The following is a 23,410-nucleotide window of genomic DNA, read 5'->3' as shown; positions in this document are numbered from 1 at the left end:
AGAGAGCGAAGATGACAGAGAACCAATGGCCCCAGACCCCGCACACTGCCAACGATCCGGCCATCGCCGATCCGTACGGCGGAACCGAGCCAGCTCGCCAGCACGCCTCCTACCCATCCACTCCGGATGGCAACTCCAAGTCGCAGGCAGCGAAGGAAGAGGCCTCCAACGTCGCCGGTGAAGCGGCGTCCGCCGCCCAGGGGGTGGCCCAGACGGCGAAGGACGAGGCTGCGAACGTTGCGCATGAGGCGAAGGCCAATGCGCAGGACCTGCTGGGACAGGCGAAGTCAGGCCTGACCAGCCAGGCAGGCACGCAGCAGCAGAAGGCTGCCGAGGGCATCCGCAACATCTCCACCCAGCTGCACAGCATGGCCAGCGCCCCGGACCAGCAGGGCATGGCCAGTGACCTGGTCCGCCAGGCAGCGGAGCGCACCTCCTCGATGGCCACCTGGCTGGAAAACCGGGAACCGGGTGACCTCCTGAACGAGGTCCAACGCTTCGCCCGGAACAAGCCCGGGACCTTCCTGCTCCTGGCCGCCGGCGCCGGCGTCCTGGCCGGCCGCCTCACCCGCGGCCTCACCGCAGGCCCGCCCGAAGCGCAGGGGCAGGCGCGGTATTCCAGCCCTGCACAAGGTCCAGCCCAGCACCGCGCCGCGCAGTCACCGCCGGCAGCACCCCTGCACCAGGAGACCGTCTACGCCGCGGGCACCGACGACCTCTTCGATGAGCCCACCGTCCGCGGCTCCGCACCTGTGTCCACCAGCACCCTGCCGTCGGGGACTGCCGAGGAGACTCCCCTGCGCTTCGAAGACGACCCCTTCCGGGCCGAAAACGGTGTGTACAGCGGTGAAGAAGCACCTGGAACCGACGGTACCTACGGCAGTGGCCGCCATGGCACGGGTGGTTTGTGATGAGCAGCCAGATTCCGGAGCCGCCGCCCAGCGCGGCGCATGTGAAAGCGGATAACGCCTCGATCGGTGAACTCCTCGGGGACGTGACCCGTGACCTGTCCACCCTGATGCGCCAGGAAGTGGAACTGGCCAAGGCCGAACTCAAACAATCCACCTCCCGCGCGGGCAAAGGCGCCGGCATGCTCGCCGGCGCCGGCGTGGGCGGCCACTTCGTCCTGGTCTTCCTCTCCCTGGCCCTGATGTTCGCCCTCGGCGCCGTCATGGCCCTGGGCTGGGCGGCGCTGATCGTCGCCGTGCTCTGGGCCATCATCGCCGCCGTCCTGGCCTCCATCGGCCGGAAGGAACTCAAACAGATCAAGGGCCTGCCCCAAACCGGGGAAACCCTCGCAGAAATACCCCCAACCCTAAAACCAGGTGAGGTAAACCGATGAGCGAAAACCCCGATGCCATCCGCGCAGACATAGAAGCCACCCGGGCCCGCCTGGGCACCAACGTCGACGCCGTGGCCGACAAAGTCACCCCGTCCAACATCGTCCACCGCCAAACCGACAAGGTCCGCGACGCCGTGACCGGGGTGAAGGAGAAAATCATGGGCGCAGCAGACCACGCCACCACCAAGGTCCACGACACCACCGCCACCGGGACCGGGCACACCACCAACGCCCTAAACACCGCCGGGGACAACCTCCACCAGGCAGGAGACGCGGTCTCCGCGAAACTCTCCGACGCCGGCCAGGCCGTCTCCAACGCCCCGGACCAGGTCAAAGCCAAAACCGCCGGGAACCCCCTGGCCGCCGGGCTCATCGCGTTCGGCGCCGGCATGCTCATCTCCTCCCTGATCCCCGCCAGCGAGAAAGAACGCGAAGCCGCGGACCAACTCAAAACCGCCGCCCAGCCCCTGGCCACCCAGGTCACCGACGCCGCCAAAACCATGGCCCAGGACCTCAAGGAACCCGCCCAGGAAGCCATGGACAACGTCAAAGCCACCGCCACCGACGCCGCCCACAACGTCAAAACCGAAGGCCAAAACGCCGCCACCGACGTCAAAGACCGCGCCACAGACGCCAAAGACAACATCCAAAACACCTAGTCCGCCAGCGTAAAACGGACTACAGCGAAGCCGGTTCCGCATGATGCGGGGCCGGCTTTGCCGCCGTTCGGGCCATCACCAACGGCCCGGGGTCTCTCAGGGGAGACTAGCGCTTGCCCTTCTTGCGGGACCCCTTGCCGCGGCCCTTGTCCGGGTTGGGGGCATAGCGCTGTGCCACCTTGGGCGCTTTCTTGGTGCCTGTGCCGCGGCGGTCCGGCTTGGGTTCCTTCTTGACCTTCTGCGGCTGCGCGGAGGGCTGGCGGGAGCTCTGCGCGGTGCGGCCTCGGACCACGCCGATGAACTCCTCCAGCACCTCGTCCGTGGCCTCCGCAGGCCAGGCCAGGGCGATTTCGGTCCCCCCCGCCCCTGTAAGCCTGCGCGCCACCGTGTCTTTGACGTTGAAGTGGCGCGCCACTGACATCGGAAGGATCACCAGGCCGGCTCCGGAGGCCACCACCTGGAGGGCCGGATCCGGTCCGCCCAGGGTTGCAGGATCAAGGAAGGATTCCTGTGCGAGGTCGGCAAGGGCCACCTCCTCGAACACCGAGATCTCATGGCCTTTCGGGGCAACCACCACGGGCTGCTCCTCGTACAGCGGGATAACGCTGAGGCCTTCGCGCTCAATGGGAAGACGGACAAATGCCATGTGCGCCCTGCCGTCGTCCAGCACGTCACGCTGCACGCCGTCGTCGACCATGAATGCTTCAAGGGGAATATCCGGCATCCGCTCTTCCCAGCGGCGGATCCACTTGCCCGGCGTCACCCCTGCCACGTACGCGATGCGCAACACGCGCTGGGCCGCATCGTCAGGGGTGGGCTGGCCATCGGGCGTGGGGGTATTGTCGGCGGGCACGTCTTCACAGTACCCGCCGCCCGGATACCCTTGAAGCATGACCTCTGCAAACTCCCAGTCCATGAAGCCGGCCACCGTTGCCAAGAAACTTGGCATCTACCTGCCGGCCACCCCGCAGGAGTTCCAGGATTCATCGATTACCCGCGAGGAATTTGCCGAACTCCAGGCCAACCCGCCGGAATGGCTTGCCGAACTCCGCCGCAACGGGCCGCACCCCCGCCCGGTGGTGGCGCAGAAGCTGAACGTTTCCATCAGCGGCCTGGCCCGCGGCGGCGTGGAGGAAGCCCTCACGACGGCGGAGATCACCGCGCTGCTGCAGGCGCCCCCGCAGTGGCTCGTCACCGAGCGCGCCACGCACGCGGCCGTCCGCGCCGAGGCCCAGCGGGTCAAGGACGAGGCCGCGAAGAAGCAGGCCAAGAAGGACCGCGCCCAGGCCTGATTGCCCGCCCCTTAGTCCTGGTGGATTTGGACGTAGTTGCCGCAGCCGTCGTCGAACACGGCGCTGGTCCCGAATGAATCAGTGGTGGGCGGCGTCTTGAAACTCACCCCGGCGGCCATCAGCCGGTCATACTCCGCCTGGACATCGGGGACGCCGAACACGATGGCAGGAAGGCCGGCCTCGCGGACGGCGTTCATGTAACTGGCGCCGATGGGGTTGTCGCTGGGTTCCAGGAGCAGTCCCACGGAGCTGTCCCCCGCTCCCGGATCCTTAATGATGTACAGGTTGTACTCCGGCATGGCCATCAGGGTGTCGAAGCCGAGTGTGCCGGTGTAAAAGGCATGGGCGGCCGCGGGGTCCTGGACGTGGATGCTGCACATTTTGAGTCGCATGGTCCCACGGTACCGCCCATCGCCGTGACTCCCAGGCTGTGCGCCCCCCTTTCGCAGCCATTGACGCTGTGCCCGGAAGACGGTCCAATGGAAAGACCAGCCCGGGCTTTCCGGCCGGGGCCATGGCTTAGTGGGGAATGGCGGGCGCGGGAGGTACAGGATGTCGATCTTGGCGGAGTCCCTGAACCAGGGGCTGCTTCACGGTGCATGGGCGGTCCTGCTGTGCGGTCCGGTGCTGGTTGCCACCGTCGCAGCCACCGTGTTCGTTGTACGACGCCGGTCCCTGGCGCCTGCAAGCGACGCAGCTCAGGCGCCCGACCAGCTGTTTTGGGACTTTTTCCTCGGGTCCTGCGTGGCCCTTCCTGCGCTCGTGATCCCGTCCCTGGTGTCGCCATGGGCGGGATTGGTTCTGGCCGCGGCAGCGGCCGCCTCCGGCATCGCCGCATACCGGGGCAGCCCCCGGATCCTGGCGTGGCGCGCCGGCCGACGGGAGCACAGGGAGCGGCTCTCCGCCCATCAAGCGGCCCGGATCCAGCATGAGGAGCTGATGCACCGGTGGCAGCGTTACGAACTGGATCCCGGCTTTAGCATCGACTATCCGGCCCTGACCGACGTGCGGCTGCCGGAAACGTCCGCACTGATCAAGGCCATGCGGACCGCGGACCAGCTGCGGACAGCCTCGCACACGGGCTACCCGGCCGCCGTCGGAAGCCTGGCCGCCTCGCTGGCAGCCGCCGAACGGGCGGCCGGAATTCCTGCAGCCCTGCCGGCCGAGCGGGCCGGCTGACGTTAACTGCTGTGTCGAAGGGGTTGGATTGCTTCCGAGGCCCGGCGATAGCATCCCAGGATGAAGCCTGAGGAACTGCCTGCCCATGACCAGTACGGCCGGCTCCTGGAAGACCGGGGAGTCTGGCGCCAAGCCACCACGCTGGAGGCTGCCGGTGAGCTGACGGCCCGGTGGCTGGAAGGTGGAAGTTCATACCAGCCTGGACATTTCGCCGCAGTCTTTGACGCAGAGACCAAACCCATCGCCGCCGCGCTGGCGGAGCTGAACCGCAACGGGCTGTTCACCAAGGAGTCCCAGCCGGGCATCCTTGGCGATGGTGCCGCGCAGCGCCAGTACGTGACCGGATTCTGCGGCGCCGAAACCGCGCGCGGCTTGCTGGCGCTGTCCACCCGGACTGAACTGGTCACCGTTGCCCACGCCCCGGGCGAAGCAAGCAGCGCCGCCATTGCGGTGACCGTTGCGGGAACGGAGATCGCCACGGTGCTGGGCTCCAGCGAGAATCCCGTGACGGACGGGCAGATCCAGGATTGGGCCGGGGAGACCAACGATTCGCTGGCCCTCCTGCTCGCTGATTCCTGGTACGTGGAGATCCTGGATCCCGTGTGGGGACGCAATGACGTGCTGCTGCCGGCCGTCCTAAAGGCATTGAAAAGGGCGGAGCAGCAGTAGCCGCCCCGCCCAAAGCCGGCGTTACAGCTCCACGGTGCCGCTTTCGCCAACGCTCATGCGGCTGTTCGTCACCTTGGACTTGACCCACTGCAGGACCGTTGCGGCAGTGCCGCCCGGACTGGTCCAGTACTCCGCCGAATCCGAGTCCACCCGGAGGAGGCAGACCTCGGGGGTGTCCGGACCGTCCGGGAACCATGCTTCGACAACCTGGTTCCACATCTCGTGGATCTTGGCGCGGTCGGTGACCACCTCGGCGGTCCCTGCAACGGAAACCCATTCGGTGTTCTTGCCGAAGGCGACGTTGACGCGGGGATCAGCCCGGACATGGGCAACCTGCGAGGTGCCGAGCCCGGTGAAGAACCACATGTCGCCGTCGTCCTTAACCTCCTGGACGGCCAGCGGGCGGCTGACGAGGGCGCCTTCTTCGTTGATGGTGGTGACCATACCGATCTTGGAATCGTTGATGATCTCAGTAACCTTGCTGATGCTCTGCGCGTCAGTCATGCCTCACCTCGTTCGTCGAAAGTAGGGGAAAGTCCCCGCCGCCAGCCTATTAGTAAGCATGCTTATTTACCAGCCGGATGCCACCGGAACTTTGGCCACCTCGGCGATGCGCGCGGCCGTGATGCGGCCCGTGCGGATGGCGCCGTCCACGTGCTGGTAGCCTTCCGCCGCAAGGTCCGACGAGGACCAGTAGATCGGGCCGACCGGGGCATGCTGGTCCCTGCCGTAGCGGTGGAGGCCTCCAAGGTCATAGCTGGCGGCGTAGGCGCCACGGGTCCATTCCTCGGAGCCCCAGTCGGACTCGTAGTAGACGTCAGGAGTGAGGGCCTCCTCGCCCAGGTAGCCCGCAATGGATTCCAGGATGGCCTTCCTGCGGTCCTCTGCGCTCAACTCGAAAACGGCATCGGCCTTTTCATCGGACACGAAGCCCACCAGGGTGCCCCGCTGGTCATCGAAGTTCGTATTGTCGTACACCTCCTGGACCAGGGCATCCGCGCCGAAGCCGGTGCCGGAGAGTCCCTTTTCCCGCCAGAACGGAGTGCTGTAGACGGCGTGCACCTTGATGACCAGGCCCAGGGACTGGTGCTGGTGCATCTGGTGCTGCCGGCGCGGCAGCGGCGGGTTGAAGGAGACGCGGGAGTAAAGGTTGGGCGGCACGGCCATGATGACGAAGCGGGCGTTGACCGTGGCACGGTCCGATTCGACGGTGACGCGGTGGCCGCCGTCCCCATCCGGCTCCCAGTTGATGGTGCGGACCGGCGAACTGAGGATGACGTCGTCACCCAGTTCCTGCGCCTGCAACAGGGACACCTGCTGCATCCCACCAACCACGCGGCGGTCCAGGATGAAATCCTCGTCAGTCAGGTGGGTGAAGGAGCCGGCCGAAGCGGCCATCAGGACCGCCTGCAGGGCAGAGAAGGAGTGTGACGGCTTGGTGAGCATCCCGCCGGCGATGAACAGGCCAATGTTCCTGCAGGCTTCCTCGTTGGCAGAGTTCCGGCGGAGCCAGTGATGGAAGGAGATCGTGTCCAGTTCACGCGCCTTGGGGTGGGCCCAGGGTTGCGTGGGTCCAACCTCCGCGGCGAGGCCATCCAGCAATGCCACCAGCCGGTCCATTTCGACGGCGGTGTCCGGGTCCACGGGAAAGGTGTCACCCGTGTAGCGCACGGGTGTACCGTCCGCGCCGATGTAGATGGATTCGCCTTCGCGGTAGCGCGGGTAGGTCTCCAGGCCCAGTTCCTGGAGCAGTTCCAGGAGGGCGGTCTGGTCCGGGGAGACCCACTGGCCGCCGATCTCGAGCATGGCTCCGTTCACGGTGTCGGTCCAGGTGCGGCCGCCCACCCTGTCGCGGGCCTCAAGCACGGCGACCGTGAGTCCGGCCTTCTTCAGTTCGCGGGCGGCGGTGAGTCCGGACGGCCCGGCTCCAACGACCACAACGTCGCGGTTCAGGTTCAGCATGATGTCCTCTCTGCGGCCCCAGGTGACGGGGACCACTAAATGAATGTCATTCATTTAGTAGGAACTATAGCCCGTGCCTGCCGGCAGGGGAAGTGCTGAATGGAATAATGCAGGGGACGACGACGGAAAGGGCAGGAATGCCGGCAGTATCAGCCGCACAGGGGCGCTCCACCAGCAATGGCGGAGCGCCGAGGAGGCGGGCAGGCCGGCCCTCGGCGGCAGTGCTGGACAAGGCAGGGATCACAACGGCCGCGCTGGAGCTGGTCGGACGCAAGGGATACGACGGACTGACCATGGCCGCCCTCGCCAGGGTGCTGGATGTGGCACCCTCCGCCCTCTACAACCACGTGGCATCCAAACAGGACGTGCTGCTGTTGGTGGAGGATCACCTGATGTCGCTGGTGGACGTCTCAGGCTTTGAGGGCGGCAGCTGGGAAGATGCCGTGCACACCTGGGCATGGAGCTATCGGGACGTCTTCGCCGAACACACTCCGCTCATTCCGGTTATTGCAGTGCTGCCGGTAACAGACGCCCCGCAGACCCTCGCCATGTACGAGACCGTCAGCAAGGGATTTTCGGACGCCGGATTCCCGCAGGAGCGCATCATTCCTGCCATAGTGGCGCTGGAGTCCTTTATTTTCGGCTCCGCGTACGACGTTACGGCCCCGGAGGACATCTTCGATTCCGGGTCCATGGCCGGTTCCACGCCGTACTTCACTGCCGCCGTCCAAAGCTCGTCCGCGGCGCCCGAGGCGTCCTCCAGGCACCCCGAAGCCGGCCACCGCGACCATGGCCGGCAGGCGGATACCGCCTTTCAACTGGGCCTGGACGCACTGGTCTCCGGCCTGGCCGCGCTGCGGCGCTGAGATGCACGATTTGGCGCGCCGAGGCAGGTATCAGCATTCCCTCCCTCGTGGGGCTGCACCTTCCTACTATGGCGTGGGGCGAAGGAACGTTTCGCCAAAATAGGAGAAGACGTGCGGACAGGACAAGACCACCCGGCCGGGCCCCATGCGCAGCGGGGCGTGGCATCCACTGCGCCTGCCGCCGCCACTCCGCTGCTGACGTCGTCCGCCGCGCTGTGCTGGGGCCTGCAATTCGCTCTGCTGAACCCCGTCCTCGCACTGTTGCTCGTCGGTTTGTACGACGCCGGCCCGGCCGATGTCGGATGGGTCCTCGGCGTGTACAACGCCAGTGGGTTCGTCGCGGCGCTGGGCATACCGTCGTGGGCCGACAGGAGGAAGGACTACCTCCGGCCCCTCCTGGTGTGTGGAACCCTTACCCTGGCCCTCGCCGGTACCCTCGCCATAACCACAGCCCTCCCCGTTGCGGTGGTGGCCCTCGTCGTCCTCGGCGGTCCCGCGGGCGTCGGAGTGTCCCTCCTGTTCGCCGATATGAAGCATGCCAAGGCTGCCCCTTCCGAGGTGATCAACACGCGCGCCATCGTGTCCTTCGCCTGGGTAGCGGGGCCGCCGCTGGCCACGTTCATCATGGCCGCCCTGGGAAACCGTGCGATCCTTCCGGTGCTGGCCGTCATCGCCTTCCTCAACATGGCCACCACCGCGGGCATGATCGCCAAGCGACGCGCAGCAAAGAGTATGGATCCGGACCCGGATCCGACGCTCCACGCCACCGGGCAACCGGTCAGCCGCACGGCCGTTGTCCTCATTGTCAGCGGTTTCGTGGCACTGCAGGCGACCAACAGTGCTGCGGTATCGGTCATGAGCCTCTTCGTCACCGAACGCCTCGGGCTCCCGCTGATATGGTCAGGCGTCGCGCTGGGAATCTCCGCCCTGCTGGAGATTCCTGCACTGCTGATTATCGGAAGGCTGAGCCGCCGGTCCTCAAGCCAGGCAATCCTCGCGACCGGCTGCGTTGCCGGCGTGGCCTATTACGCTGCCATGACCGTATTGACGGGACCCGTGCTGCTGATCGCCGTCCAACCGCTCAACGCTTGGTTCTTTGGAACCGTTGCAGGCATTGGACTGACCTTGTTCCAGGACCTTATCCCTGGGCCCGGGCTCGCGTCCGGTTTGTTCACCAACACCAGGCGCATCGGAGCGATTGTCTCCGGTGTGATCATCGCGGCCGGCCCGGGCCTCGGCCTTGGATACCAGGGCGTGTTCGGCATCTGCGCCGTCGCGGCTTTCGCGGCGCTCATCCTCATTGGACTGTCGCGTGGGACGGCTCCGAAGGCCTGACCTGGCCCATTCGGCACTTCTTGTAATACAAGTTATGTACTTGTATCCTTTGTTGGTGGGCGAAGGAGCCCCGCGCCGCCACTAGGAGAATCCATGAGCACTGTCGACCTGATCCGGCACGTGAAGCTGTCCACCGCCCGACTCCCCCTTGCCGTTCCCATCAGTGACGCCAAGGTCTTCACCGGCCGGCAGAAGCCCATGACCGAGGTAGTCTTCCTGTTCGCCGAGATCACCAGCGAACTGGGCCATTCAGGGATTGGCTTCAGCTATTCCAAGCGGGCCGGCGGACGGGCCCAGTATGCGCACGCCAAGGAAGTTGCCGAAGGCCTCATCGGGGAAGACCCGAATGACATCGCCAGGATCTACACCAAGCTGCTTTGGGCAGGCGCATCCGTGGGACGCTCAGGCGTCGCCACCCAGGCCCTCGCCGCCGTCGACATCGCTTTGTACGATCTCAAAGCGAGGCGCGCCGGCCTGCCGCTGGCAAAGTTCCTCGGCTCCTACCGGGACTCCGTGCGGACCTACAACACCTCGGGCGGTTTCCTGAACGCCACCCTGGACGAGGTCAAAGCACGCGCCACGCAGTCCATCGAGGAAGGCATCGGCGGCATCAAAATCAAGGTGGGCCTGCCCGATTCTGCCGAGGACCTCCGCCGCGTGGCCGGCATCCGGGAACACATCGGCTGGGATGTCCCGCTGATGGTGGACGCCAACCAGCAGTGGGACCGCGCCACGGCCCTGCGCATGGGCCGCAGGCTCGAGGAGTTCAACCTCATCTGGATCGAGGAGCCCCTGGACGCCTACGACTTTGAGGGCCATGCCCACCTGGCACAGGTGCTGGACACTCCCATCGCCACCGGCGAGATGCTCGCGTCCGTGGCCGAACACAAGGGCCTCATTGCCGCCGACGGCTGTGACATCATCCAGCCGGATGCCCCCCGCGTCGGCGGCATCACCCAGTTCCTCCGCCTTGCTGCCCTGGCGGATGAGCGCGGCCTGGGGCTGGCCCCGCACTTCGCCATGGAAATCCATTTGCACCTTGCTGCTGCCTATCCGCGCGAGCCGTGGGTGGAGCACTTCGACTGGTTGGATCCGCTGTTCAACGAGCGCCTCGAAACCAAGGACGGGCGCATGATCGTCCCGGACCGCCCCGGCCTCGGCGTCACCCTCAGCGGGCAGGCCCGTGCCTGGACCACTGAGAGCGTGGAATTCGGCGCCTAACCCCGACGCCGTAACCTTGAGCCATGAGCCGGAACCTCACCGCGGACCTCGCCGCTGACCTTCGCACCCGCATCGTTGACGGCGTGATCCAGCCGGGTGGGAAGCTGCCCAGTGAAAACACCCTGATCAGTGAGTTCGGCGTTAGCCGGACGGTAGTCCGCGCAGCCCTGACGCGCCTCCAGGCCGAAGGTCTCGTGGAAACCGAACGGGGACGGGGCAGCTTCGCGCTCACGCCGCCGTCGGACGGCCCGCTGGCAGTGCCGGGTGTCCGGCCTGTGGCCACCACGGAGGACAGGCTGCACCTGCTGGCTTTCCGTATGGGTGTTGAGACCGAAGCGGCCGCCCTGGCTGCCCGGAACCGTACGGACAGGCAGCTGCGGGCGGTCGGCACGGCACTGGAGGCCTTCACCGAAAGCGCAGGCCACCCCGCCCATGCCATGAAATCGGATTTCGAATTCCACCGGGCGGTGGCGGCAGCCTCCGGCAACCCCTATTACTCCGATTGCCTGGCTGCGCTGGGGCAAACAATGATTGCCATGCCGCGGACCCGCCTGATGACCGGCGTCGAGCATTACGCCCGGGACCATTTCGACCAGGTGGTCCAGGAGCACCGGTCCATCCTTGAGGCGATCACCGATGGCGACGAAGCTGCCGCGGCGGCAGCGATGCGCAGCCACCTGGCCAACTCACGACGCCGGTTCAAGGCTTCGGCACGCCTGTCCACACGGCAGGACGCTTCGCCGTCGGACTCCTAGGGTTGTTCGCGCATCCGGTCGATATAGGGACGGATTCGCGAACCAGCCCATGATTGGCCAGGAACGCAGAAGACCCCCGGTCCTAAGACCGGGGCTCTTCTGTTGCGTGCGCGAGGGGGGATTTGAACCCCCACGCCCTTTCGGACACTGGCACCTGAAGCCAGCGCGTCTGCCGTTCCGCCACTCGCGCGCAATTTCCTCCACTCGGCCGTTTCGGTTTCCCGTTCCGCGCCTCGTAAAAGCAGCGAGATCAAGCATAACGGACAGATGCCGCAAATTACCAATCGGCCGAACGCCGCCCTCCCGTAAGCCACCTGGACCGCAATTAAAACGCGTTGAAGCAGGTAATTCCCGGACGGCAACCGCAGCGGGATGGCCGCCCCACAGCCGCCAAGGACAACCACCCTTCCGAACTTTTGCCGGCGCCCGGCCGTTGTTGATTAAGGTCATTCGCAGGGCTGGCCATTAGTATCGGATGTAGGAGTGGCCACTTCCGGCGGGCATCCCCGCACAGCGGTGGGGTGCCCCGCAGATGATGGCCGGCAACAACTACTGCCCCGGAGCCGGGGGGAAAGGAGAAGCACCATGGGCCTGCTGGACAAGGTTGAACGTGGCATTGAAAAGGCCGTCCGCGGCGTCTTCTCCACCGGTTCCAAAGCCCAGGTCGAGCCGGTGGAGATCGCCAGCCGGCTCCGCCGCGAGGTGGACCACAAGGCCCTCACCGTGGCCGCCGGACGCACGTTGGTGCCCAATGTCTTCGACGTCCAGCTCAGTGACGATGACTTCGGCAGGGCGCAGGAATGGGGCACGCCCCTGGCTGAAGAACTCTGCGACGTCGTCATCAACCACGTCCGCAGCCAGGGCTACACCCTCCAGGGTCCCGTCCGCATCTCGTTCCGCCGCGACGCGGAACTCCGGGCCGGCGACTTCGAAATCGCTTCCTCGACAGAGAAGTCCCAGGGTTCCGGCGCCGCCCAGTCCAGGCCCAATGTCCCGGCGGCTCCGAGCCGGCAGCCGGTCAGGCTCCAGCCGGTTCTGGATATTGACGGGCAGCGCTACTCGCTGAACGCCCCGTCCATCGTCCTGGGCCGGTCATCCGAGGCAGACATCCTCATCGAAGACACGGGGGTTTCGCGGCGCCACCTGGAGATCCGCACGGAGAACGGAGTCACCAGCGCCGTTGACCTGGGGTCCACCAACGGCAGCTATGTCAACGGCCAAAAGGTCTCCGGAAGCACCGAACTCACTGACGGCTCCACCATCACGATGGGACGGACAAAGATCATCTTCCGCCTGCTTCCTGCCAACCAGGGTGGCCACGCATGAGCGACCTCACCATCACCGCGCTGCGGTTCGGTTTCCTGCTCCTCCTTTGGGTCCTGATCTTCAGCATCGTCTCCGCCATGCGCCGGGACCTGATGCTGGGCCGCAAGGCTGCAGCTGGCGCACCCACAGCCCGCCAGCTCCGGCGTAACCCCGAACTGGCCGAAACGCCTCCGCAGCCCGTGAAACAGCAGGCCCGGCAGCTGGTGGTGCTGGAAGGACCGCTCAAGGGCAGGACCCTCCCTCTGGCAGCGAGCCCCATCCTGCTGGGACGCGCGCAGGAAGCCACCCTGGTCCTCGAGGACGATTACGCCTCCGGCCGCCATGCCAGGCTCTTCCCCCAGGGAAGCCGCTGGTTCATCGAGGATCTTGGTTCCACCAACGGAACCTACCTGGGAGACCAGCAACTTACCCGTGCCCTGCCTGTCGAGCCAGGGGTACCCGTGAGGATCGGCAAGACGGTCATTGAATTGAGGCCGTAACCGTGGCCGTTCCCGAAAACCCCGCAACCGGCTCCAGTCCGGCGCAGCGGCCTCTCATCATGCGCTTCGCCGCGCGGTCGGATGTTGGCCGGATACGTGCCAAGAATGACGATTCCGCCTACGCCGGCCGGCACCTTGCCGTCGTCGCGGACGGCATGGGAGGACATGCGGGCGGCGACGTCGCCTCGGCCGCAACCGTCCTGGACATGATCCACCTGGACAGCCCGGACCATGGTGACGATGCCGGAACGGTCCTGGCGGACGAGATCCAGACCGCCAATTCCCTCCTCTCCGAGCTGGTGCACATCAACCCGAAGCTTGCGGGCATGGGTACCACCGTCACCGCCCTCCTGCTGGCCAACGGCAAGCTGCACTTCGCCCACATCGGCGATTCACGCGCTTACCGGCTCCGCGACGGTGAATTCAAGCAGGTCAGCGTGGACCACACCTTCGTCCAGCGGCTTATCGACGAAGGCCGGCTGCGGCCTGAAGAAGCCGAAACGCACCCCCACAAGAACGTCCTCATGCGCGTCCTTGGCGATGTCGACGCCAGCCCCGAACTGGACCTGGACACCCTCGATGCCCGGCCCGGGGACCGCTGGCTGCTGTGCTCCGACGGCCTGAACTACGTTGCCGCGCATGCCGTGGAGCGGACGGTCCGCGAAACCCACAACCTGCATGAATGCGCCGAAACCCTTGTTGAGTTGACCCTTGAGGCCGGTTCCCCTGACAACGTCACCGTGGTCGTGGTGGACATCGTGGAGGAAACGCCCGACGACGTCAGCACGGCCGCCGTCGAAATCATCCCGCCGGTGCAGGGCAGCAAGCCCGCTGCCGCGGCAGAGGGCGTTCCCGCCGCCGCAACGGCAGCCGCCGCGGACGAGCCCAAGGAAACCCACGCCTCCAAACCCGGGGATGCCACTCCCGGCTCCGGGCCAGCCAAGGAACCGCAAGATGGCAACGCCGCCAACGCCCCTCAGGCCGAGTCCGGCAGCACCGACCCCCATCTTGGTGAACACCTCTCTGCCGAGGTCCTGCGGGAGGAACTCGCCTCCCGCCCCCACGAGCTGGTGGGAGCCGCCGCTGCTGCCGCGGAGTCCGGCTCCATCCCCACGGTGGCAGGCCGGACCGTGGCCCGCCGGGCCGCCACGCTCCTCACCCACAAGGCGGAACCGGCGGACGGAGAGGACGCGCTGCCGGCGCTGCGTCCGCGCCGCTGGCTGACCTGGTCCATCGCGGCCGCCGTACTGGTTGTGGTGGCAGTGGGCCTCTGGCTCGGCTACGCCTGGACCCAGACCCGGTACTACGTGGGCGAGTTCGATTCCCGCGTGGCCATCTACAACGGCGTGTCCCAGCGGCTGGGTCCCATCCAGCTGTCCTCCCTTGAAGCGGTGACGGACATCCGGATGGATTCCCTTCCACCCTTCTCGCAGCAGCGGGTCCGCCAGACGGTCCCTGCCAATGACCTGTACGACGCACAGCGCATCGTCAAGAACCTGGAGCTGACCGGGACCACGTCCCCCGAGGAGGAATGCCCCAAGGTGTCCGCTTCCCCGACACCGGCCCCGGGCAGCGCTCCTCCGGCCACCGCGGCAGCCCCGCCGCCGGCAACCGATGCGTCCGCACCTGCCCCTGCACCGCCGGCCCCGTCCCCCTCACCCACTCCGACCATCACCTGCGAGGCGGCCAAATGAGCCAGGTAAGCACCATGCCCAAGCCTCGCCGCAACGTCGAACTGGCGTTGCTGCTGGTGGCCCTCGCCGTGGGCATCGGCGCCAACATGATGGTAGGCGTGGACCAGGAAAAGGCCTTCGACTCCGACTTCTGGTTCCAGTCGAGCCTCCTGGCAGTGGCCGCGCTCGTTTTCCACGGCGTCCTGCGTTTCCGGGCGAAATATGCCGATCCAGTAATACTCCCGATTGTGATCGCACTGAACGGCTTGGGCCTGGCGATGATCCACCGCCTGGACGCTCCCGGCGAGGACACGGGGAACAACCAGCTCCGGTGGACCCTCATTGCCATGGCCGTGGCCATCGCCGTGGTGTTCTTCCTCAAGGACCACCGCATCCTCCGGCGGTTCACCTTCATTTCGCTGGCGGCTTCGGCTCTTTTGCTGATCCTGCCGCTTGTCCCGGGAATCAGCGCCGGGGAAATCCTGGGCGCCCGGGTGTGGATCCGGTTCGGCTCGATGACGTTCCAGCCGGGCGAGGTCGCCAAGATTACGCTGGCTATATTCTTTGCCGGGTATCTTTCGTCCAACCGTGACCTGATCCTGCTTGCGGGCCGCAAGATCGGCCCCATGCAGTTCCCGCGGTTCAAGGACATGGGGCCCATGGTCACGGCCTGGCTGGTCAGTATCGGTGTGCTGGTGTTCCAGCGCGACCTGGGCTCGTCCCTGCTGTTCTTCGGCCTGTTCATCGTGATGATCTACGTGGCCACCAGCCGGATCAGCTGGGTGGTGATCGGACTGGCGCTGATCCTGGGCGGCGGCTTCGTGGCGGCACAGGTCTTTTCCCATGTGCAGCAGCGCGTCTACGGCTGGCTCAACGCCTTCTCCCCCGATGTCTATGAGAACGGCAGCCGGCAAGTCATCGAGGGCCTGTTCGGCATGGCCAACGGCGGCCTGGTGGGTACCGGCCTTGGCCAGGGCCGTCCGGACCTGGTCCCGTTCGCCAACAGCGACATGATCATCGCCTCGCTGGGCGAAGAACTGGGACTGATCGGGCTGTTCGCCATCGTGCTGCTCTACCTGCTGTTCGTCACGCGCGGTTTCCGGGCAGCCCTGGGCACCCGCGACGCGTTCGGAAAGCTCCTCGCCTGCGGCCTGTCCCTCGCCGTGGCCCTCCAGTGCTTCGTGGTGATCGGCGGCGTCACGCGCCTCATTCCCCTGACCGGGCTTACCACCCCGTTCCTGGCGGCGGGCGGCTCGTCCCTCCTGGCCAACTGGATCATCGTGGGGCTGCTCCTGTTGATTTCCCACGCTGCCCGCGGGCCGGTGGATACAACCCCGCTCCCACCCGCCGGCGCGGCGGCGGCAAACGGCATTGACACTCCAACCGAGGCGGTGAAGCAGGCATGAACCAGGCAATTCGACACTCATGGGTAGCGGCAGTTGCCATGTTTGCGCTGCTCTTCGGCGCCATCAGTTATGTGCAGGTGGTGGGCGCCGACGACCTCAAGACCAATCCGCTGAACCAGCGCGCCATCCTGCAGAACTACTGCAACGACCGCGGTTCCATCATCGTGGGCGGCACTCCCGTGGCTGAGTCGGCGGAAACCGGTTCGGAGACGTGCAAATTCCAGCGGACCTATCCGCAGCCGGAACTCTACGCCGGCATCACCGGCTACTTCTCGAAGAATTACGGAGCCACGGGCCTCGAGCAGACCATGGGCGCCGAGCTGGCAGGGAACTCCGACCAGCTCTTCCTTGACCGGGTGGGCCAGCTCTTCCTGGGAAACCAGCCCAAGGGCGCGTCGGTGGAACTCACCATCGATCCGCAGATCCAGCAGCTTGCCTACAGCCTGATCCCGGACGGCCAGCGCGGTTCGATCGTGGTCACCAACCCCAAGACCGGTGCCATCCTGGCGATGGCGTCCAAGCCTTCCTACAACCCCAACCTGGTGGCCACGCAGGACGCAGCCGCGGAACGGGCCAACATCAACGAGTTGGTCAAGGTCCCTGGCATCAACCTGAACCAGAACGTCAGTGGTCCCACCGGCGAACTCCTCGCCCCGGGTTCGGTCTTCAAGCTCGTGGATACGGCCGCGGCCTTGGCGTCGGGGAAGTACAACAAGGACAGCGTCCTGCCGAACCCTGCGGAGATGCCCTTTGACGGCATCCAGTACAAGCTGCCCAACTACGCCGGGGGCAACTGCTACACCAGGGACACCGCCAGCTTCGCCTTCGCCCTGCAGCAGTCCTGCAATACGCCGTTCGCCAGCATCGCCCTGGACCTAGGCCGCGACGCCATCGCCGCCCAGGCCAAGAAGTTCGGGTTCGGCGAAGACGTGGGAGGCCTGCTGAAGCTGGGCCACGCAGCGGGAAACGGGTTCCCTGACAACCTGGACAAGCCCGGGCTCGCCCAGTCCGCCATCGGCCAGAAGGATGTCCGGGTCACGCCGCTGCAGGTCAACATGATGACGAACGCCATCGCCAACGGCGGCGCCCAGATGGCGCCAAGCCTCGTCAAGACCCTCCGGTCCCCGGACCTGCGCGTCATTGACGAGCCGCAGCCCTCGCAGCTCAGGACGTCCACCACCCCGGAAATCGCCAAGCAGATCACCGAATGGATGACCAGCGTGGTGACTGACGGGATTGCCAAGGGCGCCGCCGTCCCGGGCGTCCAGGTCGCAGGCAAGACCGGCACCGCCGAACTCGGAAACGGAACCAACAATTCGTGGTTTACCGGGTTCGCCCCTGCTGACAACCCGAAGGTCAGCGTCACGATCGTCATGGAAGGCGTAGACATCTACGCGGGAGCAAAGCTGACCAGTCCCAACGCGAAGAAGATTTTTGAGGCGGTGTTGAATAAGTGAGGCCTACAACGGGAATCACCCTCGGCGGCAGATTCCAGCTGACCACGCGGATTGCGATCGGCGGCATGGGGGAAGTGTGGAAGGCCAAAGACCTCGTCCTGGGCCGCATCGTCGCCATTAAGGTGCTGAAGGAGGAGTACACCGGTGACCCCGGCTTCCTCCAGCGGTTCCGCGCTGAGGCACGCCACACCGCGCTGCTGAACCACGTCGGCATTGCCAACGTCTTCGACTACGGCGAAGAGGAGGGCTCGGCCTACCTGGTCATGGAGCTGGTCCCGGGCCAGCCGCTGAGCAGCATCATTGAACACGAACAGGTGCTTTCGCCGGACCGTACGCTGTCGATCATCGCGCAGACCGCCCGCGCCCTGGCCGTCGCGCACGCCCAGGGCCTGGTCCACCGCGACGTCAAGCCCGGCAACCTCCTGATCACCCCCGACGGGAGGGTCAAGGTCACCGACTTCGGCATCGCCCGACTCGCCGACCAGGTGCCGCTCACCCAGACCGGGCAGGTCATGGGAACCGCCCAGTACCTCGCGCCCGAGCAGGCAACGGGACAGACCGCCACCGGTTCCTCGGACATCTACTCCCTCGGCGTCATTGGCTACGAGTGCCTCAGCGGCCACCGCCCGTTCTCGGGTGAATCCCAGATCGCCATTGCCCTGGCCCAGGTGAACGACGCCCCGCCGCCGCTTCCTGAAAGCCTGCCCGCGCCGGTCCGGGCGCTCCTGATGTCCATGCTGGCCAAGGACCCCAAGGACCGGCCGGCGAACGCCATCAAGCTCGCCGAAGCAGCGGAGGCCATCCGCAACGGCGACGTCGGTGCCGCCCGCGCCGCGGTGCCCGGCATGCTGCTTTTCGATGCGGCGACGGGACCCATCACGGCTCCTGTTGACACCGCCACCGCCCCCACCGGCGTGATTGGCACGCAGCGGGATTCTGCGCCCACCGCCACGTCGGCACTGCCGGTGATGGGTGCGGGCGCAGCAGGTGCGGCCGCAGCCATGGCTGCCGGCGCCCACGGTGCATCCGCGGATGGCGGGGAGCGTGCGCAGGGCCCGCTGGCCCGCGCCAACGCCTTGGCTGCCGAGCGGAACTGGGACCAGGAGGAGGAAACGTACGACGACGGGCCCTCCGATGAGCCCCGGCGCAAGGGCCGCAGCCCCTGGACCTGGCCTCTGGTCGCCTTGATCCTGTTGCTGCTCTTCGCCCTGGTGGGCTTCCTCCTGAACCAGGCAGGACTCTTCTCGCCGGCCGGGAACCCCAGCTCCAGCGCCACTGCCAGCAGCGCACCGCCGTCGTCCGCGACCCCCACGCGGACCACCCAGTCGGCTACACCGACGCCGACGCGCAACACTCCAACACCAACCCCCACCACGCAGCCCACCCAGGCCACCGTCAACGTCATTCCGGCGGCGTACCTCGGCAAGGACTACCGGCAGGTCCAGGCTGCGCTTGCCGGCATGGGGCTGCAGGTGACCGTCGTTCCGCAGGAGAGCAGCACGGAGACGCCCGGAACGGTGCTGGAACTCAACCCCACCGGAACGGTGCCCAAGGGTTCGCTGATCACCGTCGTCTACGCGACCGCTCCCAGCCCTGCGCCCACCACCGCAGCACCGACCCCTGCCCCCACGTCGTCCGCGCCCGTGGCTGGACCGACGCCCATCTCGCCCCTGGCAACCTGCGCGGCCGGCCAAACGCCCGGGACGCCCCCTACCTGCGCACCCTGATCTCGGGACCAGCCAGTGAATGAGTCGCCACGCACACCGTTGCACCGGGAGGACAGCCTTCCGGTGGATAACCGGCGTGTCCTGAACGGTCGCTACGAACTGGGTAACCTCATTGGCCGGGGCGGCATGGCGGATGTCTACAAGGGCACGGACACCCGCCTGGGCAGGACCGTTGCCGTCAAGCTGCTGCGGCCGGACATGGCACGGGATCCGCAGTTCCAGGCACGCTTCAAGCGTGAAGCGCAAGCGGTGGCCGCCCTGAACCACCCGTCCATCGTGGCCATCTTTGATACCGGCGAGCATGTGGTCCATGACGGTTCCGCCGAGGACGTACGGGTGCCGTACATCGTCATGGAATACGTTGACGGCAGGACCCTGCGTGAATTGATCCGCGCCAACGAGGTCAGCATCAGCCAGGCCATCGACTACTGCCTGGGCGTCCTGGCAGCCCTTGAGTACAGCCACAAGGCCGGCATCGTGCACCGGGACATCAAACCCGCCAACGTGATGTACTGCCCGGGCAGCGACTCAGTTAAGGTGATGGACTTCGGCATTGCCCGCGCCATCGCCGATTCCTCCGCCACCATGACCCAGACCCAGGCTGTGGTGGGAACCGCCCAGTACCTCTCGCCGGAACAGGCCCGGGGCGAGACGGTGGATGCCCGCAGCGACCTCTATTCCGCTGCGTGCCTGCTCTACGAAATGCTCACCTCGCGGCCGCCGTTCATCGGGGACAGCCCGGTTTCCGTGGCTTACCAGCATGTCCGCGAAATCCCGGAACCGGCCAGCAGCCTCAATCCGGATGTGTCCCCGGCGCTGGACACCGTCCTCGCCACGGCCCTGCAAAAGAACCGGGCCGACAGGTTCCAGGACGCGGCGGCCTTCCGGCGCGCCTTGCGCGCTGCCAAAGCCGGTGTTCCCGTGCCGGCCGTGGCGGCGTCAGAGGCGCCCACCGATCCCAATGACCACGTTCCGCAGGCGCCGCCACCCACCGAGGCGTTCGCCGCCACAGGGGCAAGCTTCCTCGACGATGCCCCCACCGGGCGGCTGGCTGCCACCAACCTGTACCATGACGACGGCGGAGCGGCGGCTCCGCTGGAACTGGCCGATGAGCACGGGGCGGACGCGTATGGGGCCGGCGCGCTCCCGCTGGGCCTCGCTACGGAACGTGAGCAAAGCACACGGCAGAAGTCCCAGCGTCGTGCCTGGATCGCCACCCTGGTGATCTTCACCCTCCTGATCCTCGCCGGCGGCGGATTATGGCTGTACCAAACGGTCAACCGGCCCGCTCCTGCGCCGCCCAAGGTGTCCATCCCGGCGGTGGCGTCCATGACGGAAACCGCCGCACTGCAGGAGCTGTACAACGCCGGCCTGCGGCCGCGGATCGCACGGTCCGCAAACGACACAGTGCCCAAGGGAACCGCGATCGGGACGGACCCCGCGGCGGGCGGTTCGCTGGATCCTGGAGCTGAGGTCATCCTCAACGTTTCGGACGGCCCCAGTTCGGTGAAGATCCCTGACAGCCTCCCCGGCAAGACCGAGGCAGCGGCGCGGGACATCCTCCGCCAGGTGGGGCTGGTGGGCGCCCCCTCGACCACCACCGCCAACAGCGCCACGGTTCCGGCAGGAATCGTCATCACCTCCAACCCGGCCCCCGGGCAAAGCGTCGGTGTCGGCACCAGCGTGGAGCTGATCGTGTCCACCGGAAAGGTAGTGGTCCCGGAACTGCGGGGCCTGATGCGTGACGAAGCCGAGGCAGCACTGAAGGAGCTCGGCCTGGTGCCGTCGGTGGTTGAGGTGGAAAACTCCCAGGTGGAGCCCGGCAAGGTCACGGACCAAAGCGACCCGGCCAACGCTGCCGTACCGCAGGGGAAGACCATCACTGTCGTGGTGGCCAAGGCACCGCCGCCTCCGCCGCCACCGCCCGCGCCAACGGAAACCGCCACCCCCACGCCAACACCGACGCCCAAACCCACCAAGAAGGGCTGACGCGTCCTGGCCGGTCCGGCAGCTCCGGCTACTGCTGGATCAGCGGGCTCAGTTTCGCTGCCCGGGCAGCGGCGCCCTTCATGCCCAGCGATTCGAGCCAGTTGCCGAGCATCTGGTACCCGCCCTCGGTGAGTACCGATTCCGGGTGGAACTGTACCCCGCACAATGGTGCTGTCCGGTGCTGCAGCCCCATGACCACCCCGGACGCGGTCTGCGCCGTGATTTCCAGGACGTCGGGGATGGATTCCCGGACCGCGGCCAGCGAGTGGTAGCGGGTGGCCGTGACGGGGGAGGGGAGCCCGGCAAAGACGCTGGTGCCGATGTGCTCCACCTTGGACGTTTTGCCGTGCATGAGTTCAGGGGCATGGGTCACCTTGCCGCCGAAAGCCTCCGCCAGCGCCTGGTGGCCCAGGCACACGCCGAACATGGGAACGCTGTTTTCACCGCACCACTTGATCAGCTCGATGCAGACTCCCGCCTCGGCGGGGTTTCCGGGACCGGGCGAAATGAGGACGCCGTCACGGGTGCTGGCCAGTTCGATGGCCTCGGCGAGCGTGACGTCGTCGTTGCGGACCACCGTGGTCTCGGCGCCGAGTTCCTGGAGGTAGCCCACCAGGGTGTAGACGAAGCTGTCGTAGTTATCCACTACAAGGATCTTGGTTGTGGTCATGGCTGGTCTGCGGAACCAATCGTTGAGTCGGTGAACGGGGTGAAATGGGACATCCAGGGGAACAGGAACTGGACCATCAGGACCAGGGCAAGGAATACCAGTGCCAGCGAGATGAAGATCCTGAGCCACAGCGGCCCGGGGAGGTGGCGGAAGATCCAGGCGTACACGGTCAGCTCCTTCCGGTGGCTGCTGCCACCTGGGCCGCGATCTCAGCCGGTGGTCCTGCCGCCAGGGGCCGCCAGCTGTCCAGCAGGGCGTAGGCGATGATGCGTTCTTCCGCTCCGAAGCGGGGGTTGCAGCTGGTCATGGTGAGGTAGCTTTCAGTCGGCGCGGCACCCGGCTGGGTGGGAACCGGTTCCAGGACATCGGTGCGGGACGGCATCACGATCTGGTTGTTCCGGAAGACGTAGACGTAGAAACCGTCTTTGGTCTGGACGTAGATCTTGTCACCCGGGACCAGTGTGTGGATGTTGTCCAGCACGGCTCCATGTGTTTGGCGGTGGCCGGCCACCGCGAAGTTGCCGACGGCGCCGGGCATGGCGGTGTTGCTGTAGTGGCCAAGGCCCAGGGTGTCCAGGACGTCCTGGCTTGTCCCCTGGACGATCGGACGGGTGTAGGTGGGACCGAACCTGGGGATGTACATAATGCCGATGGTGCCGGCGTGGCCGGGAGCCGTGCCCACCACGGGCTTTCCAAAGTCCTCCCCGGCGGCAGGAGGCGACGCCGGTGCTGAGGCCGAGGGAGCGGGGGCTGCGGTGCCCAGGTCCTGGGCGAATTCCTTGATGACCTGGCTCTGTTTGGCGTCGGACTCAACATTGGTCCACCACAACTGCCACGCCACAAAAAGCAGGAGGATGACGCCAACGGTGATCAACAGTTCACCGAGCACCGAGATAATGCCGGGCAGGAGGGCTCGACGGGATGCGGGCGCGGTGGCGGTCCCCGCCTTCTCCTGCAATACCACGCGTTCTCCTCCGGGCGTTTACCCTGGGCACCGGCTGCCCATCAACTGCGGCTAGAATTGGCTGCTAGTAAGAATCCAGATTTGACCAAGATCGCGCAGACCGCTGGCAATTTCCTTCTTGCAGGATACCAAGCCCGGGCCGCCGAGCTTGCCCAGTCCGCCAAGGAGAGCCAGTGCCCGAGTCAAAGCCTCGCAGGAAGACCGCCAGCACCGCCCAGCCGGCATCACCGCAGGCCTACAAGCCCAACCCCGTATGGTTCAAGCCGGTCATGTTCGGCCTCATGATCATCGGTCTCTTCTGGATCATCACGTTCTACATCAGCGAGGGACGGTTCCCGGTCCAGGCCTGGCAGTCCTGGAACATCGTTGCAGGCTTCGGCATCGCCATCGTCGGGTTCCTGATGACCACCCGCTGGCGCTCCTAGCCCCTGCTGCGGAA

Annotated in this window: 25 protein-coding genes and 1 tRNA gene; 18 read left to right on the top strand and 8 right to left on the bottom strand. The window is 66.3% G+C overall.

Annotated elements, in window-relative coordinates; all coding sequences use genetic code 11:
• The first annotated feature begins 11 nt into the window (after positions 1 to 11).
• From NIBR502770_RS18150 to NIBR502770_RS18140, 3 genes are read left to right on the top strand one after another with little or no spacing between them, the layout of a single operon-like run.
• A complete protein-coding gene (locus NIBR502770_RS18150; protein WP_141182870.1) occupies positions 12 to 911 on the top strand; it encodes a hypothetical protein in 900 nt (299 codons plus the stop codon).
• The gene (locus tag NIBR502770_RS18145) at positions 911 to 1,342 is read left to right on the top strand and encodes a phage holin family protein (RefSeq protein ID WP_141158388.1); all 432 of its coding nucleotides are present in this window, start codon (positions 911 to 913) and stop codon (positions 1,340 to 1,342) included. Before NIBR502770_RS18150 ends, NIBR502770_RS18145 begins: the two co-directional genes overlap by 1 nt.
• Complete coding sequence (locus NIBR502770_RS18140; RefSeq protein ID WP_141182869.1) at positions 1,339 to 2,001, top strand: DUF3618 domain-containing protein; 663 nt, start codon at positions 1,339 to 1,341, stop codon at positions 1,999 to 2,001. The genes NIBR502770_RS18145 and NIBR502770_RS18140 overlap by 4 nt, the downstream gene beginning before the upstream one ends.
• 106 nt (positions 2,002 to 2,107) lie before the next feature.
• Here the strand turns inward: NIBR502770_RS18140 and NIBR502770_RS18135 are convergent, their stop codons facing one another.
• Positions 2,108 to 2,929, bottom strand: a complete 822-nt coding sequence (locus NIBR502770_RS18135) for a LysR family substrate-binding domain-containing protein (RefSeq protein WP_246857313.1) — start codon at positions 2,927 to 2,929, stop codon at positions 2,108 to 2,110.
• On the opposite strand from NIBR502770_RS18135, the gene NIBR502770_RS18130 reads away from it, so the two are divergent.
• On the top strand, positions 2,892 to 3,293 hold the full coding sequence (locus NIBR502770_RS18130; protein WP_141158771.1) for a DUF5997 family protein: 402 nt from the start codon (positions 2,892 to 2,894) through the stop codon (positions 3,291 to 3,293). The genes NIBR502770_RS18135 and NIBR502770_RS18130 overlap by 38 nt on opposite strands.
• A gap of 11 nt (positions 3,294 to 3,304) precedes the next feature.
• Here NIBR502770_RS18130 and NIBR502770_RS18125 read toward each other — a convergent pair whose 3' ends face one another.
• Positions 3,305 to 3,685, bottom strand: a complete 381-nt coding sequence (locus tag NIBR502770_RS18125; RefSeq protein WP_141158772.1) for a VOC family protein — start codon at positions 3,683 to 3,685, stop codon at positions 3,305 to 3,307.
• 160 nt (positions 3,686 to 3,845) lie between these two features.
• Between NIBR502770_RS18125 and NIBR502770_RS18120 the strand changes: the two genes are divergently transcribed.
• Positions 3,846 to 4,472, top strand: a complete 627-nt coding sequence (locus tag NIBR502770_RS18120) for a hypothetical protein (protein WP_141182868.1) — start codon at positions 3,846 to 3,848, stop codon at positions 4,470 to 4,472.
• A gap of 60 nt (positions 4,473 to 4,532) precedes the next feature.
• Positions 4,533 to 5,141 (top strand): hypothetical protein, encoded by a 609-nt coding sequence (locus NIBR502770_RS18115; protein ID WP_141182867.1) that lies wholly within the window; start codon positions 4,533 to 4,535, stop codon positions 5,139 to 5,141.
• A gap of 21 nt (positions 5,142 to 5,162) precedes the next feature.
• On the opposite strand, the gene NIBR502770_RS18110 is transcribed toward NIBR502770_RS18115, so the two are convergent.
• Positions 5,163 to 5,645, bottom strand: a complete 483-nt coding sequence (locus NIBR502770_RS18110; protein ID WP_141158775.1) for a pyridoxamine 5'-phosphate oxidase family protein — start codon at positions 5,643 to 5,645, stop codon at positions 5,163 to 5,165.
• 66 nt (positions 5,646 to 5,711) lie between these two features.
• Positions 5,712 to 7,103 (bottom strand): NAD(P)/FAD-dependent oxidoreductase, encoded by a 1,392-nt coding sequence (locus NIBR502770_RS18105; RefSeq protein ID WP_141183493.1) that lies wholly within the window; start codon positions 7,101 to 7,103, stop codon positions 5,712 to 5,714.
• A 137-nt stretch (positions 7,104 to 7,240) separates the two neighbouring features.
• Between NIBR502770_RS18105 and NIBR502770_RS18100 the strand changes: the two genes are divergently transcribed.
• From NIBR502770_RS18100 to NIBR502770_RS18085, 4 genes are all read left to right on the top strand, one after another.
• Positions 7,241 to 7,969 (top strand): TetR/AcrR family transcriptional regulator, encoded by a 729-nt coding sequence (locus NIBR502770_RS18100; RefSeq protein WP_246857312.1) that lies wholly within the window; start codon positions 7,241 to 7,243, stop codon positions 7,967 to 7,969.
• Between the two features lie 111 nt (positions 7,970 to 8,080).
• Complete coding sequence (locus NIBR502770_RS18095) at positions 8,081 to 9,304, top strand: MFS transporter (protein WP_246857311.1); 1,224 nt, start codon at positions 8,081 to 8,083, stop codon at positions 9,302 to 9,304.
• Positions 9,305 to 9,397: 93 nt separating this feature from the next.
• Complete coding sequence (locus NIBR502770_RS18090; RefSeq protein WP_141182866.1) at positions 9,398 to 10,525, top strand: mandelate racemase/muconate lactonizing enzyme family protein; 1,128 nt, start codon at positions 9,398 to 9,400, stop codon at positions 10,523 to 10,525.
• Between the two features lie 23 nt (positions 10,526 to 10,548).
• Positions 10,549 to 11,280: a FadR/GntR family transcriptional regulator gene (locus NIBR502770_RS18085; protein WP_141158778.1), complete on the top strand. Its 732-nt coding sequence runs from the start codon at positions 10,549 to 10,551 to the stop codon at positions 11,278 to 11,280.
• A 107-nt stretch (positions 11,281 to 11,387) separates the two neighbouring features.
• Here NIBR502770_RS18085 and NIBR502770_RS18080 read toward each other — a convergent pair.
• Positions 11,388 to 11,470, bottom strand: a tRNA-Leu gene (locus NIBR502770_RS18080).
• 395 nt (positions 11,471 to 11,865) lie between these two features.
• Here NIBR502770_RS18080 and NIBR502770_RS18075 point away from each other — a divergent pair.
• The 7 genes from NIBR502770_RS18075 to pknB are packed head-to-tail and all read left to right on the top strand — an operon-like array spanning position 11,866 to position 21,337.
• The gene (locus tag NIBR502770_RS18075) at positions 11,866 to 12,606 is read left to right on the top strand and encodes a DUF3662 and FHA domain-containing protein (protein WP_141158779.1); all 741 of its coding nucleotides are present in this window, start codon (positions 11,866 to 11,868) and stop codon (positions 12,604 to 12,606) included.
• Positions 12,603 to 13,085 carry an FHA domain-containing protein gene (locus NIBR502770_RS18070; protein WP_141158780.1) on the top strand — a complete coding sequence of 161 codons (483 nt, stop codon included), beginning with the start codon at positions 12,603 to 12,605 and terminating at the stop codon, positions 13,083 to 13,085. The genes NIBR502770_RS18075 and NIBR502770_RS18070 overlap by 4 nt, the downstream gene beginning before the upstream one ends.
• Positions 13,086 to 13,087: 2 nt before the next feature.
• On the top strand, positions 13,088 to 14,779 hold the full coding sequence (locus tag NIBR502770_RS18065; RefSeq protein ID WP_141182865.1) for a PP2C family serine/threonine-protein phosphatase: 1,692 nt from the start codon (positions 13,088 to 13,090) through the stop codon (positions 14,777 to 14,779).
• Positions 14,776 to 16,164 carry an FtsW/RodA/SpoVE family cell cycle protein gene (locus NIBR502770_RS18060; protein WP_141158782.1) on the top strand — a complete coding sequence of 463 codons (1,389 nt, stop codon included), beginning with the start codon at positions 14,776 to 14,778 and terminating at the stop codon, positions 16,162 to 16,164. The genes NIBR502770_RS18065 and NIBR502770_RS18060 overlap by 4 nt, the downstream gene beginning before the upstream one ends.
• Positions 16,161 to 17,621 (top strand): penicillin-binding protein 2, encoded by a 1,461-nt coding sequence (locus NIBR502770_RS18055; protein ID WP_141182864.1) that lies wholly within the window; start codon positions 16,161 to 16,163, stop codon positions 17,619 to 17,621. Before NIBR502770_RS18060 ends, NIBR502770_RS18055 begins: the two co-directional genes overlap by 4 nt.
• Positions 17,618 to 19,348, top strand: a complete 1,731-nt coding sequence (locus tag NIBR502770_RS18050; protein ID WP_141182863.1) for a protein kinase — start codon at positions 17,618 to 17,620, stop codon at positions 19,346 to 19,348. The genes NIBR502770_RS18055 and NIBR502770_RS18050 overlap by 4 nt, the downstream gene beginning before the upstream one ends.
• Before the next feature lie 15 nt (positions 19,349 to 19,363).
• Positions 19,364 to 21,337: a Stk1 family PASTA domain-containing Ser/Thr kinase gene (pknB, locus tag NIBR502770_RS18045; protein ID WP_168223196.1), complete on the top strand. Its 1,974-nt coding sequence runs from the start codon at positions 19,364 to 19,366 to the stop codon at positions 21,335 to 21,337.
• A 28-nt stretch (positions 21,338 to 21,365) separates the two neighbouring features.
• Here pknB and NIBR502770_RS18040 read toward each other — a convergent pair whose 3' ends face one another.
• From NIBR502770_RS18040 to NIBR502770_RS18035, 3 genes are read right to left on the bottom strand one after another with little or no spacing between them, the layout of a single operon-like run.
• The gene (locus tag NIBR502770_RS18040) at positions 21,366 to 22,007 is read right to left on the bottom strand and encodes an aminodeoxychorismate/anthranilate synthase component II (protein WP_141158786.1); all 642 of its coding nucleotides are present in this window, start codon (positions 22,005 to 22,007) and stop codon (positions 21,366 to 21,368) included.
• Positions 22,004 to 22,174: a hypothetical protein gene (locus tag NIBR502770_RS21275; RefSeq protein ID WP_168223195.1), complete on the bottom strand. Its 171-nt coding sequence runs from the start codon at positions 22,172 to 22,174 to the stop codon at positions 22,004 to 22,006. Before NIBR502770_RS21275 ends, NIBR502770_RS18040 begins: the two co-directional genes overlap by 4 nt.
• A 2-nt stretch (positions 22,175 to 22,176) precedes the next feature.
• Positions 22,177 to 22,971 carry a class E sortase gene (locus NIBR502770_RS18035; protein ID WP_141182862.1) on the bottom strand — a complete coding sequence of 265 codons (795 nt, stop codon included), beginning with the start codon at positions 22,969 to 22,971 and terminating at the stop codon, positions 22,177 to 22,179.
• Between the two features lie 173 nt (positions 22,972 to 23,144).
• On the opposite strand from NIBR502770_RS18035, the gene NIBR502770_RS18030 reads away from it, so the two are divergent.
• Positions 23,145 to 23,396 (top strand): cell division protein CrgA, encoded by a 252-nt coding sequence (locus NIBR502770_RS18030; protein ID WP_141158788.1) that lies wholly within the window; start codon positions 23,145 to 23,147, stop codon positions 23,394 to 23,396.
• The last annotated feature ends 14 nt before the right edge of the window (positions 23,397 to 23,410 follow it).

It is taken from the genome of Pseudarthrobacter sp. NIBRBAC000502770 (assembly GCF_006517815.1).
Taxonomy (GTDB): Bacteria; Actinomycetota; Actinomycetes; order Actinomycetales; family Micrococcaceae; genus Arthrobacter; species Arthrobacter niigatensis.
Note: the sequence above shows the minus strand (reverse complement) of the source record. Positions and strands in the feature narration are given on the sequence as shown.

Bases quoted from the DNA above. Each gene is read 5' to 3' on its own strand.
- NIBR502770_RS18130 (WP_141158771.1), top strand. From the start codon at position 2,892: ATGACCTCTGCAAACTCCCAGTCCATGAAGCCGGCCACCGTTGCCAAG.
- NIBR502770_RS18060 (WP_141158782.1), top strand. From the start codon at position 14,776: ATGAGCCAGGTAAGCACCATGCCCAAGCCTCGCCGCAACGTCGAACTG.
- NIBR502770_RS18145 (WP_141158388.1), top strand. From the start codon at position 911: ATGAGCAGCCAGATTCCGGAGCCGCCGCCCAGCGCGGCGCATGTGAAA.
- NIBR502770_RS18075 (WP_141158779.1), top strand. From the start codon at position 11,866: ATGGGCCTGCTGGACAAGGTTGAACGTGGCATTGAAAAGGCCGTCCGC.
- NIBR502770_RS18150 (WP_141182870.1), top strand. From the start codon at position 12: ATGACAGAGAACCAATGGCCCCAGACCCCGCACACTGCCAACGATCCG.
- NIBR502770_RS18070 (WP_141158780.1), top strand. From the start codon at position 12,603: ATGAGCGACCTCACCATCACCGCGCTGCGGTTCGGTTTCCTGCTCCTC.
- NIBR502770_RS18055 (WP_141182864.1), top strand. From the start codon at position 16,161: ATGAACCAGGCAATTCGACACTCATGGGTAGCGGCAGTTGCCATGTTT.
- NIBR502770_RS18120 (WP_141182868.1), top strand. From the start codon at position 3,846: ATGTCGATCTTGGCGGAGTCCCTGAACCAGGGGCTGCTTCACGGTGCA.
- NIBR502770_RS18140 (WP_141182869.1), top strand. From the start codon at position 1,339: ATGAGCGAAAACCCCGATGCCATCCGCGCAGACATAGAAGCCACCCGG.
- NIBR502770_RS18085 (WP_141158778.1), top strand. From the start codon at position 10,549: ATGAGCCGGAACCTCACCGCGGACCTCGCCGCTGACCTTCGCACCCGC.
- NIBR502770_RS18110 (WP_141158775.1), bottom strand. From the start codon at position 5,645: ATGACTGACGCGCAGAGCATCAGCAAGGTTACTGAGATCATCAACGAT.
- NIBR502770_RS18090 (WP_141182866.1), top strand. From the start codon at position 9,398: ATGAGCACTGTCGACCTGATCCGGCACGTGAAGCTGTCCACCGCCCGA.
- NIBR502770_RS18105 (WP_141183493.1), bottom strand. From the start codon at position 7,103: ATGCTGAACCTGAACCGCGACGTTGTGGTCGTTGGAGCCGGGCCGTCC.
- NIBR502770_RS18115 (WP_141182867.1), top strand. From the start codon at position 4,533: ATGAAGCCTGAGGAACTGCCTGCCCATGACCAGTACGGCCGGCTCCTG.
- NIBR502770_RS18125 (WP_141158772.1), bottom strand. From the start codon at position 3,685: ATGCGACTCAAAATGTGCAGCATCCACGTCCAGGACCCCGCGGCCGCC.
- NIBR502770_RS18040 (WP_141158786.1), bottom strand. From the start codon at position 22,007: ATGACCACAACCAAGATCCTTGTAGTGGATAACTACGACAGCTTCGTC.
- NIBR502770_RS18100 (WP_246857312.1), top strand. From the start codon at position 7,241: ATGCCGGCAGTATCAGCCGCACAGGGGCGCTCCACCAGCAATGGCGGA.